Raw genomic sequence first — 17721 nt, 5'->3', positions numbered from 1 at the left:
TTTTATATTTTAATATTTAGGCCTACAGTATAAACTGAAGGTATTGGGTATGTTTGTCTATCTACCCCATCTGATACTTCCGGATCAAAACCATTATAATCAAAAAAGGTAAATGGTCTTTCTGCCGTGAAATATATTCTGGTGGTAGGCAAATTATCATTTTCAATGGTATAACCCACCTGAATATTCTGAATTCTGAAGAAATCGCCATCCTCTACCCAGAAATTACTTAATCTTTGGTTCCAAGATTTTCTCAGACCCGCTGAAGATGGATACGTGTTACTCGTTCCTTCACCATGCCATCTATTGATCGCCAAATCAGCATCCATGTTGGTATCCTGGGTAAAAATGATCTCACCCCTTTTTCTGTTAAGGATTTTGTTCCCGGTTTGACCATAGAAATTCATTGAAAAATCTAAGAATTTATAGTTGAATCCTATGTTTCCCCCAAAAGTATATTCCGGAAGGAATGAACCAAGGATAATACGATCCTGATCATCAATTATTCCATCACCATTTTGATCTCTATAAATTAGATCTCCTGGTGCAAGATCGTTTTCAACTGCTACAGGGTCTGCATCTACCTGAGCCTGATTTTGGTATACTCCGGTTCTTTCATAACCATAGAATGCAAATAACGGGCCGCCTTCCTGAGTTCTCTGGCGGAATTCAGCTGATCCTGAATCTATATAACCACTTTCGTTATCGATTTCTATTGCCTCATTTTTAAGGGTGGTAAAATTCGCTCCAATTGAAAAACTGAAATCCTCATTTACCTGATGATTATAATCTACGTTTAATTCAAGTCCCTGGTTTCTAATTACTCCGGAATTCTGGTTTACAGATCTGTTCACAATGGGAATAAAAACCGGAAGGATTGCATCTTTAGTATCCCTGATATAATAATCGGCGGTTATGGAAAGGTCATTATCCAAAAGTTCCAGGTTTAAACCAAAGTTTTTCTCTTCAATAACTTCCCAGGTGTTGTTTGAAAATACACTGCTTGAAGTAATTCCGGTTCTTGGCTCATCATCAATTGCAGCAGTCACCACCGTAATGGTATTGGAGCCATCACTGGCAGCAACATTATCATTACCCAGTTTACCCCAACTCGCTCTAAATTTCAGAAAATCAATAAACTCATTGTCTTTTAGGAAATTCTCATCAGAAACTACCCAACCAAGTCCTACTGAAGGGAAATAGCCCCAAGGATCCTTGGTGAATTTTGAAGAACCATCTGCCCGCATGGTAGCATACAACAAATATCTATCCATAAAGCTGTATTCCAACCTTCCGAAGTAAGAAATACCATAATATCTCCTCCCTATTTCATTCACATTATTGTTAAAAGACTCAGGATCTGCAAAGTTCAAATACCAACTGGACTCAAGGCTAATCCCTGTGATATCCTGCCCTGTTGCATTAAAAGTATTGGCTGCTTCATCACGATAGGATGCACCGGCCATTAATTTTAGATCATGTTCCCCAAATTCCTCATCATAAGTCAAAATATTATCCCAATATTGGTTGGAGAAAGTATTATCTACTCTTCTTATCGACGAAATTCTTTCAAAATTGTTCCCTAAAGTATAAGGAAGGTTTACATAGCGTTCTTCAAAATCTGAAAGGTTGTGACTATAGGTAGTTTTAAAATCTAACTTATCTGGAATAATCTCGTATTGAAAAAAGATACTTGCCAATATCTTTCTGATTTTTTGCTTGTTATCGTTATAAGTAAGGTCTGTAAAAGGGTTTTGCGTCCCTCTATACCCCAGGTTTTGGGCATTCGCAAATCGAATTGGAGATGCTTCAGTATTTAAAGGATCGATAATTGGCATAATAGGTACTGCAAAATAGGCTTTAAACCACGCGGCGTTTTCCGGGACATATTTTGTGGCGTTACTAATAACGGTATTTACACCAGCTCTAAGCCTATCGGAGATGTCGATATCTACTTTAGACCTAATATTGAATCTTTCATATTCGTTCTTCATATCCAAAATACCTTCCTGGGTAAAGTAGTTAGTCCCAATTGAATAAGTGACACTTTCACCACCACCGGCAACACCAATACTGTGGTTTTGTATAATCCCTTCTCTAAGAACTTCTTTATACCAATCTGTATTTACAGCAGGAATATTAGGGTTCACCCTGCTACGACCATAACGCTGCATGGCATTCATAACAAACTGAGCATCAGCAGCAGATCCAGATTCAAAAGCCATAGTTGTAAATTGTTCGGCATTGGCCATTTTCATTACATTTTGAGCTCGCTGAATACCTGTATACCCATCATATTCAATAACAGGTTTCTGATTTTTTTTACCTGACTTCGTTTCGATAATCACCACTCCGTTTGCAGCACGAACTCCATATATTGCTGAAGAAGATGCATCTTTTAAAACGTTTACAGATTTAATATCCTTTGTATTAAGAAAATCGATATTGTCATATAATGTTCCATCTACCACATACAGGACGCTGGTGGCATTTTGAAATGTTCCTAATCCCCTAATTCTCACCGTTGGTGAATCTCCAGGAGAACCCGCACTTACGATTTGAACACCGGATACTTTACCCTGTAAGGATTGCATCACGTTAGATGTGGGAGTTTTTTCAATCTCTTCTGAATCTATTGTGGATATCGCTCCAGTTAGATCTCGCTTTCTCTGGGTTCCATAACCAACAACAATAACTTCATCTAATTGGCCGGCATCTTCCTGTAATTGAACTTGATAAGTAGTTTGGCCTGTTATTGGAACTTCTAAAGTCTGAAAGCCTAAAAAATTTATTTCGAAAACATCACCTGCAACAACGTTATTTAATGTGAAATTTCCATCAAAATCGGTTACTGCAAATATGTCCTTACCTATTACCTTAATAGTGGCTCCCGGTAAAGGAACTGCATTATTATCTGTAATAGTACCGCTTATGGTTTTTTCCTGCGCGTAATTAATGCCGTAAAAACTAATAAAAAGCGCAATTGCTAAGAGTATTTTTTTCTTCATGCTGGTTGGATGTTTTGCTTAAGTATGTCATAAATATACAAGGGAAGCCCTTTTTTACGCAAACGTTGTAGTACACATCTAATACATCAGGTGAAAATTTATTTTAAGTCATTGATTATCTTGCATATACGATTTTTTTGAAGTAAATTTTTATAAGCTTTTTATCTATATGATGTAGCAATGTAGTAGTGATTTTTTCTTAATTATTGGCTTTTCTTTTAGTTTATTAGAAATTTTTGATGAGAAATTTTGTTAAATTAATTTTACTATCCAATCCCATTTTCTTCCTTAATCTATAACGGTGTACTTCTACCCCTCTTACAGATATTCCCATTAAAGGGGCAATTTCCTTGGAACTTAAATTCATTTTTAGATAGGAAGAAAGCTTTAGATCCTTACTGGTCAGGTTTGGATATTTCTCCAATATCGCTTTAAAAAAGTCTTCATGTACTTCATTAAAATTAGTTTCAAAAACCTTCCATTCATCTTTATTCTTAACTGCCCTATTGATTTTGGTCATAATATGCTTCAGCCGAAACTGATTACTGAACTTCACTTTGTCTTTATTCAACTCATTATGAATCTCCATAAGCACTTCATTTTTCTTGGCAGCCATCATCGTAGTATTGGCCAGTTCTTTTCGCTTTACATCAATTTCATGCATTAAACGTTCTTTTTCCAATTTTTCCAGCCGCTCTTTGTGCTCCTGTTCAAATTTCAACTCCAAATGCTTTTGATGCTTTTTCAGTTTTATCTTATTAAAATAAAAGATCAACGCCAGACCAAGAATAAATATTAAAGCATATAAAAATTTCATCCAATTGGACAGGTACCACGGAGGAAGAATAGAAAAACTCCAGATTTTATAGGGAGTTTCAGATTTTGAAGATTTTACATTTAGGGAATAATCCCCATAATCCAGGTTTCTTAGCTCTATTAACCCGCCTTTTACTACTCCAGAAATACTGTCCTCACCCGAAAGTAAATAGGTGAGCTCCTCTTTTTCATTAAAGGGCAACCCAACTTTTAGATTCAAGTTCCGGGAATCTTTATAAGTAATTTGACTATTATTTGATCTGCGGTAATAATTGGAGTTATCTGATATCGTTCTTAGAACAGGTTTGCTGATCTTATTTTCCTTAAGATTTTGTTCAAGCCTGTACAAATCTACCCTGGCAAAACCATCATTGAGGGTCACATAGAGAGTAGAATCATTAGCTTTCACAATATTTTCATTAGACTTCACCAAACGTTCATCAAACTCATTATCTGAAATTATAATCTCATTCCCCTCCCTTACAATTTTGAGGCTATTGTCCTCTTCATTCACAAAGTAATATTCAGAATTATTAGCATCGATCAAACGCTCATTAGTGTACTTTTCAAATTCTTCAAATTTTTCAAATTTATCCTGAAAAGAGTTATACATAAACCATTGCCCGCTTATAAAAACTATAACCTGATTATTGATTTTATAGACTTCCGGTTTATAATTAAGCTGACCTTCAATTAAAGGTTCTTCTTTTACAAGACGGGTTACATTTAAGTCGTTATCAAATTCAATTTCAAAAAAACCTTCATATGGATGGGCCGCCCATATCTTATTGGGATTTTCAAAAACAAAATCTTTAATGGGAAAGGTAATGGAAGTGATTTCTTTAATCTCCTTAGTTTCTGAATTATACACACTAAGCCCGGTGTAATGACTTATCATCAAAAGATTTGAAGAACCCGGAACCCGTTCGATATGGTAAGAACCCGTTCTAATTTCAATGGGGATTAATTCCTGGTCCTTAATTTTAAATATTCCGGTATTATGATTTACGTATAGCTGATTATTAATAATTTCCAAATTCCAGGTATGTCCTTTTCCCTCATTTAATCCAGAAAGTTGTCCATTCTTAAATGAATAGATCCCGGTATTGCTGCCTATATAGGTATTCCCTTCAAAATCTATCACATCATACACTGCGCCCAATTCACCACTATCATCTGTGTAAAATTCCAGAGGTGCTTTAAGGTCAATCACATCAATACCCCTATCTAAGGCAAGCCACAATTTTCCATTGCCATAGGTTAGACCAAGAACTGTATTGTTTTGCAGTCCGGAAGTCCTTGCATAATTATTGATCTTACCCGTTTTAAAGTTATAGTAGATGACCCCATTTTTTACCGTTCCAAAAATTAGTTCGTCATTGCTGATAATTAGAATATGATTTAATTCAAATCTAGAGATCAGAACATTCAGTTCGGGGTTGGGGAACTCACGAATCCTACCAGCTTCATAAAGATAAATTCGATCTTTTGTCCCCAATACCAGTTGGTCATTCCATTCTATTACATCGATGATATTTCTCTCTTCAAGAATTGAAAAGTTTCCTGGCAAAGCTTCTCTTGAACCGTCATCATTTAAATAATATAAGCCATCCCGCCTTCCCGCTACTAACAATCTGTCATTATACCTTTCAAAAGCTGTTGTAACCGAATTTTCCAGCCTTGCGATAGACTTCCCGTCATATTTATATATTGCCCCAAAGGATCGGAAATAAATTATTTCTCCAATTGAAGTAATTTCCCAAAACTCCTCACTTCGCAATTCAAGATCTGCCATCAAACTTTGTAAAGAGGTATAATTAAAAATTCCCCATTCATCTTCTTCCCAAAATCCAAATTCTTTAAAGGAACCTGTAAAGATTTTATTCTGAAAAGCATAAACAGATCTTATGATAGCATTCCCCTTCAAACTTTTTAACTGCCAGCTTAATCCATCAAAAATCAACAAACCCTGATTATTGGCTGAATAAATAAATCCATTATCAGCCTGGGTTATATCCCAATTTTGGGTTGCCCCATTATATACTGCGGGGGAAAAATTTTGTATGGGTGGGACGAATTCCTGGGCGTAGCCTGATATTGATATAAGACTATATAATACAAGGCTTGCTATAAATTGAGTAAATATATTTTTATGCATTTGAGCAAGTATTGAGCAGCTCAAAAGTTACATATTTTTAACCTGAATTTTGTAATTTTCAGCAAATCAAATTTGAGAAATGGTTAAACGCTTATTTATTATCCAAAATTTTTCATTTATTTTAATCTCCCTGGTTCTATTTTCCTGTGTAAATAAAGATTCTGAAAAAGCAAAAATTAAGGGGGAAACAAAAAATTCGAGGCCAAATATTATTTTTATTATGGCCGATGACCACGCGGAGCAGGCCATAAGTGCCTATGGCCACCCTATAAGCCAATTAGCCCCTACTCCTAATATTGACCGGATCGCGCAAAACGGAGCGAGGTTTAACCATAACTTTTGCACCAACTCAATTTGCGGACCAAGCCGTGCTGTAATTTTAACCGGAAAGTTTAGTCATCTTAATGGCTTTAGAATGAATGGTGAGAAATTTGATGGTTCACAACCAACCCTTCCCAAGTATTTAAAAAAAACAGGGTATCAAACCGCTATTGCCGGAAAATGGCATTTAAACGGAGAACCCCAGGGATTTGACTATTGGAATATTTTAAAAGATCAGGGCAATTATTACAATCCAGATTTTATTCAGAGTAACGATACCACCAGAATTGAAGGTTATGCCACAGATATCATCACCGAAATGAGCCTGGACTGGCTTCAGAATAAAAGAGATAACGAAAAACCATTCTTTTTGATGGTACATCACAAAGCTCCACATAGAAACTGGATGCCGCCGTTAAGGTATATTCGTAAATATGACTCGGTTAATTTCCCCGTTCCCGAAACCTACTTTTCTAAACATGAAAATCAGGTAGCTGCCCAGGAGCAGTTACAAACTATTTATGAAGACATGTATGAAGGGCATGATCTTAAAATGAGTGTGGCCAAAGGAAGTGATTCGCTAAGGCATAATCCCTGGACGACAGATTTTGACAGAATGAATACCTCCCAGCGTGAAGCCTGGAACCGGGCTTATAGAGAAAAAAATGATGCTTTTTATGACCTCAATCTTTCAGGCAGGGAACTTGCCGAATGGAAATTTCAGCGTTATATGCGGGATTATATGGGAACAATTGCAGTAGTTGATGAAGGCGTGGGAAAAATTTTAGATTATCTGGAAGAAAATGATCTAGCTGAAAATACCATCGTAGTTTATACTACAGATCAGGGATTTTATTTAGGGGAAAAAGGATTTTTTGATAAGCGTTTTATGTATGAACAGTCTTTGGCCATGCCCATGCTTATGCAATATCCAAAAGCTATTGAAAAAGGTTTAGAAATAGATGCACTTACCCAAAATATTGATTTTGCCCCTACCTTTTTAGATTTTGCTGAAGCTCCTATTCCTGAAGATATGCAGGGAAAATCCCTCAGGCCATTGCTAAATAAGAAGATTGAAAATGGCAATTTTAGAAATGCTATTTATTATCATTACTATGATTTTCCTGCATTCCATATGGTGAAACGCCAATATGGAATTCGAACCCATCGTTATAAATTGATCCATTTTTATGACGACATTGATGAATGGGAATTGTATGATTTGGAAAAAGATCCTGAAGAAGAAAATAATTTATACGGAAAAGAGAAATATACTGAAATTCAGCAGGATTTACACGAAGAATTAAAGAAGCTTCAGGATAAATATCATGTTAGTGCCAAAGAATTTGAAACCACTCCAAAGGAGCAGGTAAAGAATGCTTATAGAAATTTCGGCAGACTGGCCGGTGAAGATCCTGATACCTATCCGCAGAAGAAAAAAATATCTCTGGATTAAAAATTTGGTTTTAAAAATTAAATTCGAATTCTAATTTGAAACAATTTAGTGGTCATTAAGCAAAGTAATTTCTAAATAGGGTCAAAAAGATCTTCAAAAACAGAAGTTTAAAATAGGATTATTTCCTAATTTTGGATATAATCCTATTTTTAATGAATTTCGATCGAATTAAAGAAAAACTTAGCATCCTGGCCGATGCCGCTAAATATGATGTCTCCTGTTCCAGCAGCGGCTCGAAACGGACGAATACCAACAAAGGTTTGGGAGATTCTTCGGGAATGGGAATTTGCCATTCATATACGGAAGATGGCCGATGTGTTTCCCTGCTAAAAATTTTACTTACCAATCATTGCATTTTCGACTGTGCCTATTGTGTGACCCGAAAAAGCAATGATATCAAAAGAGCTGCCTTTAAAGTAGAGGAGGTTGTAGATCTCACCATGAGTTTTTATCGGCGCAATTATATAGAAGGACTTTTCCTGAGCTCGGGCATTTTTAAAAGTGCCGATTTCACTATGGAACGACTCATTCGAGTTGCCAAAAAATTGAGGTTGGAAGAAAATTTTAATGGGTATATCCATTTAAAAAGTATCCCGGGCGCCAGTGATGAATTGATGCGGGAAGCCGGTTTGTATGCAGATAGACTCAGCGTAAATATTGAAATCCCCACCAAATCTGGATTAAAACTTTTGGCTCCCGATAAAAAACATGAAGATTTTATGAAACCTATGGAAAAGGTGAAAAATGAGATCATTCAGTATAAACAGGAAAAAAAGTTTATAAAAAGTACTCCAAAATACGCACCGGCAGGCCAAAGCACGCAAATGATCGTGGGAGCTTCCGGGGAAAGCGATCGGGATATTATGTATTCCTCGGCTTTTTTCTACAAAAAATATAATATGAAGCGGGTATATTATTCCGGGTATGTTCCCATTAGCGATGACCCCAGATTGCCAGCTTTGGGAAGTGCGGTGCCTATGCTTAGGGAAAACCGGCTTTATCAAACCGATTGGCTGATGCGTTTCTACGGTTTCGATGTTCGGGAACTTCTCAATCAGGAGCATCAACATCTCGATATGGAGATTGATCCCAAATTAAGCTGGGCGCTTAGAAATCGCGACCTCTTCCCGATAGATATCAATAGGGTTGAAAAGCAAATACTCTTGAGAATTCCGGGAATTGGTCTTAAATCTGTCAATAAAATTATCCAGGCCAGGAAATTTAGAAAATTAAATTGGGAGCACTTAAAAAGAATAGGTGTTGCTTTGAATCGGGCGAAATATTTTATAATCTGTGATTCCCGTGAAAAGGAATTAGTTGAATATTCCAGCGACCATTTAAAAAATATTATTATCAAAACTTCGGTGAGTAAATTCAGAAAAGAAATTTCACCACAACTGAGCCTTTTTGCATGAATTCAGTCAATTTCACATATGACGGCACATTCGAAGGTTTGTTGACCTGCGTTTTTACAGCTTATGAGGGAAAATTACAAGTTTCAAATATTCAGGTGGAAGAAGATGTCCAAAATCAATTGTTCAGTGATATTTATAATGTAATTACCGATGTTGATAAAGCGAAGCGGGTTGCTAAAAAATTGCAGTTGAAAACTTCTCCCAACGGATTCAAAAGTATGAAATGGGCGCTCCTAAGCGAAATTAAAGGCATTGAAATGGATGTTTTCGAAATGATCAGAGAAGTTATAAGTAATGACGCTAAGGTAGATACAGATTATTCCCATCCGTCTATTTTAAAAGTCACTCAAATGGCCAAAAAAATAAGTAGGGAGAAGCACCGCATGGAAGCCTTTATTCGTTTCAGGTTAACCAAAGATCATATCTATTTTGCGGTGATGGAACCAGATTTTAATGTACTTCCCGTGATCATCCCCCATTTCACCAGGCGGTATGCAGATCAAAAATGGATTATTTATGATCTAAAAAGAAAAATTGGCGCGTATTACGATTTGAAAAAAACAGAATTTATTCAATTAAACCTTGATCCTGAAATAGGAATTTCTGGCGCTTCCCAGCGATATTTTCATAAAGAAGAATCTAATTTTCAGATTTTATGGCAGGAATATTTTACCAGCACCAATATCAAAAGTCGAATAAATATGCGGCTTCACCAACAACATGTACCAAAACGTTACTGGAAATATTTAAGTGAAAAGAGTACTTTTGGATAATTAAAATTTGTGTAACTTTGTTGCTTCAACTAATTAAACATTTTAACAATGAAAAAATTATTTTTATTATTTGCTGTTGCAGCAATGAGCCTTTCTATTTATTCTTGTAGAGAAACTACAGAAGAAAATGATGACATGGATGACATAGAACATGTTGGAGATGACATCGAAAATGCAGCTGAAGAAGCTGGAAATGACATCGAAAACGCAGCAGATAATGCTGGTAACGAATTGGAAGAAGAAGTAGAAGGAACAGATGATATGAATGGTGATGATGATATGTAATCATCATTTATTCTAAATAAATAAAAGCCATTCATGTATTTGAGTGGCTTTTATTAATTAATCTAAAATTCTTATTATGAAAAAAATTTTAATTCTTTTTGCAGTTGCCCTAATGAGTATTAGCTTATACTCTTGTAGGGAAACTACTCAGGAAAAAACTGAAGAGGCCCTTGAAGCCATTGGCAAAGATGTTAAAGAAGGTGCTGAAGAGGCCGGAGAAAAAATTGAAAAAGGCGCTAAGAAAGTCGGGAAAGAAATTGATGAAGAACTTCACAATACCGATGATGTAAATGGCGAAGAAGCAAATGATGATATGTAAGCTTCAAACAATATAAATGCTAAAGGCTTGTTTAAGGACGAGCCTTTATTTTTTTCTTTCGATCACGTAATTCACCATGAGTTCAAGGCTTTCTCGATAAGGTGTTTGAGGATAGCCCTCTAGGATTAAAAGCGCTTCTTTCTGAAACTCTTTCATCTTATTGACCGCATACTCCAAACCTCCACGTTCCTTTACTAATATAATGACCTCTCTCACTCTTTTCTTGTCTTTATTATAATTTTTTACAGAGTTGATGATCCAGGCTTTCTCTTCTTTCTCTACATTATTGAGGACATAGATAAGCGGAAGGGTCATTTTTTGCTCCTTTATATCAATTCCTGTGGGCTTGCCAATTTTCTCGGTACCGTAATCAAAAAGGTCGTCTTTGATCTGAAAAGCCATCCCGATAAGCTCTCCAAATCTTCGCATTTTCGCGATCTCATTGCTTTCAGGCTTAACTGAAGCTGCTCCCAGGCTACAACATGCCGCAATTAAGGTGGCGGTTTTCTGCCGAATAATATCATAATAAACTGCTTCGGTAATATCCAATCTTCTGGCCTTTTCAATTTGCAAAAGTTCCCCTTCGCTCATTTCTTTAACCGCAACCGATATGATCTTCAAAAGATCAAAATCATTATTGTCTATAGAAAGTAAAAGTCCTTTAGAGAGCAGATAATCCCCAACTAAAACAGCAATTTTATTTTTCCATAATGCATTGATGCTAAAAAATCCTCGCCTGCGGTTGGAGTCATCAACAACATCGTCATGAACCAGCGTGGCTGTATGAATAAGCTCGATCACAGAGGCACCCCGGTATGTCCTTTCGTTTACTGAACCTTCGGAAACCATTTTAGCGACCAGAAAAACAAACATAGGCCGCATTTGTTTTCCTTTTCGGTTTACGATGTAATGTGTAATCCTGTTCAGAAGGGCAACTTTTGAAGACATCGATTCGAAGAACTTTTTTTCAAAAAGTTCCATCTCTTTATCTACCGGTTGCTTTATTTGGGAAATTACCTTCATAAAGGTTTTAAAGATACATTAATTGTAAATGAACACACAGAATTAAATTAAGCTGATTTGTTGGCAAGTTGTCCGCAGGCTGCATCAATATCTTTTCCTCGGGAACGTCTTACCGTGACCGTAATCCCATTTTGTTCCAACACGTTTTGATACATTTGGGTAGCTTCACCGGAAGCCTGCTTGAATTTACCATCATCTATAGGATTGTATTCAATCAAATTCACCTTGCAGGGAACATATTTACAGAACTTCAGCAGGGCTTTGGCATCTTCAAAAGTATCATTGATGCCTTTCCATACAATATATTCATATGTAAGCCTGCTTTTTGTTTTTTCGTGCCAGTACACCAAAGCATCTCTTAAATCTTCTAGAGGAAATGTCTCATTAAAAGGCATAATTTGAGTTCTTACTTCATCGATCGCAGAATGGAGAGAAACAGCCAGTTTGATCTTCGCATTATCATCTGCAAGTTTTTTGATCATTTTTGGCACTCCGGAAGTAGAAACGGTGATCCTTTTGGTAGACATTCCCAGACCTTCAGGAGAAGTGATCATTTCAATTGCTTTCATCACATTATTGTAATTCATCAGCGGTTCCCCCATCCCCATAAATACAATATTCGAAAGCGGGCGGTCGAAATATAACCTGCTTTCATTGTCGATGGCTACCACCTGATCATAAATTTCGTCAGGATTTAGATTTCGCATTCTTTTCAATTTTGCGGTGGCACAGAATTTACAATCTAAACTACAGCCTACTTGTGAAGAAACACAGGCGGTAGTCCTGGTTTTTGTTGGAATTAAAACCGACTCAACAGTAAGTGAATCATGAAGTTTTACGGCGTTTTTTATAGTCCCGTCAGAACTGCGTTGCATGCGATCTACACGAATATGGTTGATCACAAAATTCTCTTTCAGCATTTCCCTTGTTTCTATGGAAATATTGGTCATATCATCAAAAGAATGTGCGGCCTTATTCCAAAGCCATTCATAAACCTGAGATCCCCTAAAGGATTTATCCCCAACAGAAACAAAAAAATCCTGCAACTGCTGTTTAGTTAATGCACGTATATCTTTTTTCTTTTCTTTCACGGTGTAAAAATACAAAAGACCTCACTGGTTTAAGTTACCAATGAGGTCTAATTCTATATTTCACTCAATCTAATTAGATGATTAACATGGCATCCCCATATGAATAGAAACGATAACCTTCTTTTATAGCTTCTTCATAAGCTTTCTTCACAAAATCATGTCCTGCAAAAGCTGCAACCATCATCAATAATGTTGATTTTGGGGTATGAAAATTCGTGATCATGCAATTTGCAATATGAAAATCGTAAGGAGGAAAAATGAATTTATTCGTCCATCCACCAAATTCGTTCAGTTCAAGATCTGAAGATACAGCGCTTTCAAGAGCGCGCATCACCGTAGTTCCCACAGCACAAACCCTTCTTTTATCGTTTTTAGCCTTGTTTATTATTTGTGTAGCTTCTGAAGTGATAAAGGCTTCTTCGCTATCCATTTTGTGTTTGGAAAGATCTTCCACCTCCACCGGGCTAAAAGTCCCCAATCCCACATGAAGGGTCACTTCAGCAAAATCGATCCCTTTAATCTCCAGTCTTTTCAGTAAATGTTTTGAAAAATGGAGCCCTGCAGTTGGAGCTGCAACAGCACCTTCATTCTTAGCGTAAATTGTTTGATATCGGTCTTCATCTTCCGGCTCAACCTCTCTCTTGATATATTTTGGAAGCGGGGTTTGACCCAGTTCCTTTAATTTTTTTCTGAAATCACTATAGGAACCGTCGTATAAAAATCGCAAAGTACGCCCCCTGGATGTGGTATTATCGATCACTTCAGCAACAAGACTTTCGTCGTCACCAAAATAAAGTTTATTTCCAATTCTAATTTTTCTTGCAGGATCTACCAGTACATCCCATAATTTAGTTTCAGGATTTAATTCTCTTAAAAGAAAAACCTCGATTCTCGCTCCGGTTTTTTCTTTATTACCAAATAATCTCGCCGGAAATACTTTCGTATTATTAAGAACCATCACATCCTGTGGATCGAAATAATCAATTAAATCTTTAAATTGTTTATGCTCAATCGTCTTCTCTTTGCGGTTTAAAACCATCAATTTAGCCTCATCCCTGTTTTCAGAAGGATATTCAGCCAAACATTCATTAGGCAGTTCAAAATTGAAATTAGAAAGTTTCATTCCCATAGTTCCTGTTTTAAAAGCTGCAAATATACAATCTCAAAGAGGGCGTTGTCAAGTAAATGCCTATTTATTTAATTATTAATTGGTTTCGGAAACCTGAAAACCTAATTTTTCGAAATCTGACCAAAATTCGGGATAGGATTTGGAAACTACTCCCGCATCTTCCACAATCAACTTCGTTCTTAAACCCAGTGGTGCAAAGGCCATCGCCATTCGATGGTCGTTATAGGTGGCAATTTTCACCCCTTCCTTTAAATTACGGCAAGGTCGAAGCGTTAAACTGTCTTTTGAGATCTTAACTTCGGCACCAAATTTTTCTATTTCTGCCTTTAAGGCCTCAAGCCTGTCGGTTTCCTTAATTTTCAACGTATGTAAACCTTTAAGTTCACAACCCATATTTAAGGCAAGACAGGTAACCGCTATGGTTTGGGCAATATCCGGAGCATTTCGAAGATCTTCTGAAATACGATTTGGCTTCTGCCCTTTTTCCTTTTTGAGTGTAATTGAATTTTTGCCAAACTCGGTAACCACACCAAACTTTTCATAAATTTGTGACAGGCAGGAATCTCCCTGTTTACTGTTTTTATTGAAATTGGAAAGCTTTATTTCTGCAGTTTCTGAAATTGCCGCCAAACTATAAAAATATGATGCAGAGCTCCAATCTGACTCAACAGCAATAGTTTTTGCTGCAATATCTTTTGTGGGCTGAATAAAAATTCGGCCATTTACATATTCTCCATCAATCCCAACCTGTTTCAGCAAACCTAAGGTCATTAAAATGTAGGGTTCAGAAGTAACCTGTCCGTTCAATATAATTTCCAGACCATTGGGAAGGGAAGCGGCCACGAGCATCAACGCAGAAATATACTGGCTGCTAACATTTGCTGCCAGGCTCACGGTTTTTGTACTTATTTTCTTTCCACGGATCTTTAGGGGAGGATAGCCTTCGTCCTGTGTATATTCTATATCTGCACCCATTCGCTGCAATGCATCTACCAAAAGGCGAATAGGCCTTTCGCGCATCCTTTTAGAGCCGGTAAGGATTACTTCCACTCCTTCTCTGCTCGCAAAGTAAGCCGTGAGAAACCTCATTGCCGTTCCTGCATGATGAATATCTATTTCTCCATTCCCTTTCTGTAAAGCAGCCGCCATCACCTGTGAATCATCACTATTAGAAAGGTTTTCAATTTTAAGTCCCGGATAAAGTGCTTGTAAAATCAATAGGCGATTTGATTCACTTTTTGAACCGGTAATCTTTAAATTTCCCTGAATATTATTATTGGTGTTGGATACAGCGAGGTTCATGTTTAGCTTTTGAATGAATTGCTAATTTATTGTTTCTTTTGATTTATGCGAAACTGTCCCAGGGATAAAATAAAACCATAAGCAAATGCAGCCAAAAACTGACCAATAATGAACCTCAATAATTTCCCATTCTCAGTTCGCTCTGAAAAATATAAGCTGAAATCAAAAGAGCCATATTCAAACAACATGCTTATGATATTATATAAAATCAAGAAGGAGAATCCCAGCCAGAAAACCGATTTCCAGAAATTAAGGGATTTAAGCATCGTTTTAAAACTCATTATTTTAATTTCTCATTGTTCTGATGCCTGTCATGGTCTCTTTCAGTTTTGATGGCCAGCTTTTTATCAAAGGCTGCTTCGAGATCCACACCGGTTTGATTGGCTAAACATAAAACTACAAAAACAACATCTGCCAGCTCTTCACCAAGATCTTTAGCTTTATCACTGTCCTTTTCACTTTGTTCCCCATAACGTCTTGCAATGATACGGGCCACCTCACCTACTTCTTCGGTAAGCTGAGCCATATTGGTAAGTTCATTAAAATAGCGTACCCCGTGTTCTTTTATCCAATTATCTACCTCCAGCTGCGCTTTTTTCAGTTCCATTTTTGTTTATTTTGGTAAAAACAATAGCTTCGTTATGCTTTTCTACAATATTACCATAAAACGCCTTTAAAAACTCGAAATCCTGCGGATTAAATACCAGGCGGTTAATATTAACTTCAGATTCTACCCGAATAAATTTTCCCTGGTGCCTTACAATATATTTGAAATCTCCGGCTTCATTCGCCAGTTGCACGATAAGATCTTTCGGCAAAGAATTGACCTCATAACCCTGTGGCACCATAATATTTATAACCTGGTTATTTGTAGATGGATATTGAAAGAATATCGGATAAAATCTTTCATCAGCCTTAAAGGGATTTTCATCCATTTTCTCGAATAACAAAGGCTTTAAATAAATATTATTATTTATAATTTCCATTCCATTATCAAGTACAAAAGAATAGGTCTCTTTAATTTCTGAACCAAAGTTGAATTTGTTCTCCACTTCTACTTCAGATAAACTAATATTCCCTTTGTCCTCCACCAGCTTATTCGTGTATTCCTCTTTTTCTGTAGAAAGATATACTTCGCGAAATTTTTTAGCAAATAGTCCTTTATAAAATCTCGTGGATTTCCCTTTCAGTTTGGTATCTGCCAATTGAATATTCAACTGGGATCTCATTTCCGATTTATTGGTGGGTTGCAAATTTATCCATTGCGAAGCACCATTACTTTCAATCAACCTTCCCTGCCAGTTTCTCGCCCTTCGGGGTAATTCACCAATGCTTGCACTATGATCTGTCGCATCCATAAGCATCATGGTACTATTTAGTTTTAATGCGGTAATCAGGTAATTAAATCCGTTACGAGTGGGAAATAAGGGAACTCCATTGTTCTGGGTACTTACTAAAACAGGATTCGCCTGTAATTTGGCATAGTTAAGCATGGCCGTAAGCAATAAATTAATATCACCGGAATTTCCCGAACCTTCCTTATAGGCTTTTTTAATACCATGCTCCGGATAAAAACCATATATACCATTCCATTGAACTTTTTGTTTTACGAAATAATAGATCATCGCCGCCTTCTGAAATGGATCTGACACATCGACCAGTAACCTATCCAGATCATCTTTAAATATGTTTACATTTTTCAGCTCGCTGGCATACCCTACATCGTTATAAATGGAAGTAGTAACAGCATCCCATGTTTGTGAATAATTATCGATAGGTGTATTTGGAAAATTTGTATACTGCAACTCCCACTTTAAAAATGCGGCATAATTATATAAATAATCTACTCGTTCTTCCTGTTTTAATGCCGGAATATTTTCCTGATTTATTTCATAAACGTTCTGGCTGAAATTGATCGTGGAGTTCACCATTTCGGTACGGTGCGTTTTCCCGCTCCCAGACATCACATTATCTGTCACGGTCCTTTTAAAAGGTTTAGAAGAAGTTTTAATATCTACGTAAAAGGGTGCTCTGGGATTGTTATGCACTTTAAATACAAGATATTCAGGTATAGTGACCGAAATATCTACTTGATTTATAGGAACAGTATACTGAAGTTGAATAGGATCGATCGCACCTAAATATGGAGATTTTATGGCATATTCATACTCAATCACGCAACCTTCTTTAATCGCAGGCATGGTAAATTTTGTAGTTTTATTATATTTTGAGCTTTCTTCAAGAAATATTTTATCACGTTCGAGTTTTTCTTCCTGGATTTTCCCATCGATCAGATTATACGTAACCCCCTTGATGCTACTTACAGTTTCATCGTTCGACCCTCCATAAACGGTAATTTCTTTTGTAGCCCAGTCAAACCCATCTTTATTATATATTTTAATTCGCTGTCTTATCTCGGTTACCAAATTGAAACCCGAATTTCTGCTAAAATCGTAATAGGTTCTTTGATAGGAATACAGTATAGTGGCATTCGCTTCGGGATTAAGGGCGTGTTGTTTCTCCAGCAGTTCTTTTTCAGAAACTTTTCCGAATTTGTAATTTTGAGCGTTACCAAATGATATAGTTGCTATGAAGAATAACAGCGTGCAGTATTTTTTCATAATT

Annotated in this window: 14 protein-coding genes; 5 read left to right on the top strand and 9 right to left on the bottom strand. The window is 36.6% G+C overall.

Annotated elements, in window-relative coordinates; all coding sequences use genetic code 11:
* Positions 1 to 2 precede the first annotated feature (2 nt).
* Positions 3 to 3008 (bottom strand): TonB-dependent receptor, encoded by a 3006-nt coding sequence (locus DHD80_RS14385; protein ID WP_251742154.1) that lies wholly within the window; start codon positions 3006 to 3008, stop codon positions 3 to 5.
* A 226-nt stretch (positions 3009 to 3234) separates the two neighbouring features.
* Positions 3235 to 5982 carry a LuxR C-terminal-related transcriptional regulator gene (locus DHD80_RS14380; protein WP_251742153.1) on the bottom strand — a complete coding sequence of 916 codons (2748 nt, stop codon included), beginning with the start codon at positions 5980 to 5982 and terminating at the stop codon, positions 3235 to 3237.
* A gap of 79 nt (positions 5983 to 6061) precedes the next feature.
* Here DHD80_RS14380 and DHD80_RS14375 point away from each other — a divergent pair, with 79 nt between their 5' ends.
* The 5 genes from DHD80_RS14375 (at position 6062) to DHD80_RS14355 (ending at position 10551) form a co-directional block, all read left to right on the top strand.
* Positions 6062 to 7759: a sulfatase gene (locus DHD80_RS14375; RefSeq protein ID WP_251742152.1), complete on the top strand. Its 1698-nt coding sequence runs from the start codon at positions 6062 to 6064 to the stop codon at positions 7757 to 7759.
* Between the two features lie 152 nt (positions 7760 to 7911).
* Complete coding sequence (locus DHD80_RS14370) at positions 7912 to 9174, top strand: putative DNA modification/repair radical SAM protein (RefSeq protein WP_251742151.1); 1263 nt, start codon at positions 7912 to 7914, stop codon at positions 9172 to 9174.
* Positions 9171 to 9947 carry a TIGR03915 family putative DNA repair protein gene (locus DHD80_RS14365; protein ID WP_251742150.1) on the top strand — a complete coding sequence of 259 codons (777 nt, stop codon included), beginning with the start codon at positions 9171 to 9173 and terminating at the stop codon, positions 9945 to 9947. The genes DHD80_RS14370 and DHD80_RS14365 overlap by 4 nt, the downstream gene beginning before the upstream one ends.
* Positions 9948 to 9995: 48 nt before the next feature.
* The gene (locus DHD80_RS14360; protein ID WP_251742149.1) at positions 9996 to 10232 is read left to right on the top strand and encodes a hypothetical protein; all 237 of its coding nucleotides are present in this window, start codon (positions 9996 to 9998) and stop codon (positions 10230 to 10232) included.
* Positions 10233 to 10308: 76 nt separating this feature from the next.
* On the top strand, positions 10309 to 10551 hold the full coding sequence (locus tag DHD80_RS14355) for a hypothetical protein (RefSeq protein ID WP_251742148.1): 243 nt from the start codon (positions 10309 to 10311) through the stop codon (positions 10549 to 10551).
* 45 nt (positions 10552 to 10596) lie between these two features.
* Here the strand turns inward: DHD80_RS14355 and DHD80_RS14350 are convergent, their stop codons facing one another.
* The 7 genes from DHD80_RS14350 to DHD80_RS14320 form a co-directional block, all read right to left on the bottom strand.
* Positions 10597 to 11574: a polyprenyl synthetase family protein gene (locus DHD80_RS14350; RefSeq protein ID WP_251742147.1), complete on the bottom strand. Its 978-nt coding sequence runs from the start codon at positions 11572 to 11574 to the stop codon at positions 10597 to 10599.
* Positions 11575 to 11621: 47 nt separating this feature from the next.
* Positions 11622 to 12665: a 23S rRNA (adenine(2503)-C(2))-methyltransferase RlmN gene (gene rlmN, locus DHD80_RS14345; RefSeq protein ID WP_251742210.1), complete on the bottom strand. Its 1044-nt coding sequence runs from the start codon at positions 12663 to 12665 to the stop codon at positions 11622 to 11624.
* Positions 12666 to 12738: 73 nt separating this feature from the next.
* Entirely contained in the window at positions 12739 to 13788 is a 1050-nt protein-coding gene (gene queA, locus DHD80_RS14340; RefSeq protein ID WP_251742209.1) for a tRNA preQ1(34) S-adenosylmethionine ribosyltransferase-isomerase QueA, read from the bottom strand.
* Between the two features lie 81 nt (positions 13789 to 13869).
* Entirely contained in the window at positions 13870 to 15096 is a 1227-nt protein-coding gene (gene aroA, locus DHD80_RS14335) for a 3-phosphoshikimate 1-carboxyvinyltransferase (RefSeq protein ID WP_251742146.1), read from the bottom strand.
* Between the two features lie 26 nt (positions 15097 to 15122).
* On the bottom strand, positions 15123 to 15377 hold the full coding sequence (locus tag DHD80_RS14330; protein ID WP_251742145.1) for a hypothetical protein: 255 nt from the start codon (positions 15375 to 15377) through the stop codon (positions 15123 to 15125).
* Positions 15377 to 15703, bottom strand: a complete 327-nt coding sequence (locus DHD80_RS14325) for a nucleotide pyrophosphohydrolase (protein ID WP_251742144.1) — start codon at positions 15701 to 15703, stop codon at positions 15377 to 15379. The genes DHD80_RS14330 and DHD80_RS14325 overlap by 1 nt, the downstream gene beginning before the upstream one ends.
* Positions 15669 to 17717, bottom strand: coding sequence for a DUF3857 domain-containing protein (locus DHD80_RS14320; protein ID WP_251742143.1), 2049 nt, complete (start codon positions 17715 to 17717; stop codon positions 15669 to 15671). Before DHD80_RS14320 ends, DHD80_RS14325 begins: the two co-directional genes overlap by 35 nt.
* Positions 17718 to 17721 lie beyond the last annotated feature (4 nt).

This window comes from Gramella sp. AN32 (genome assembly GCF_023718305.1).
GTDB lineage: Bacteria > Bacteroidota > Bacteroidia > Flavobacteriales > Flavobacteriaceae > Christiangramia > Christiangramia antarctica.
The sequence above is the reverse complement of the archived record's forward strand: the minus strand, read 5'-3'. Positions and strand labels throughout refer to the sequence as shown.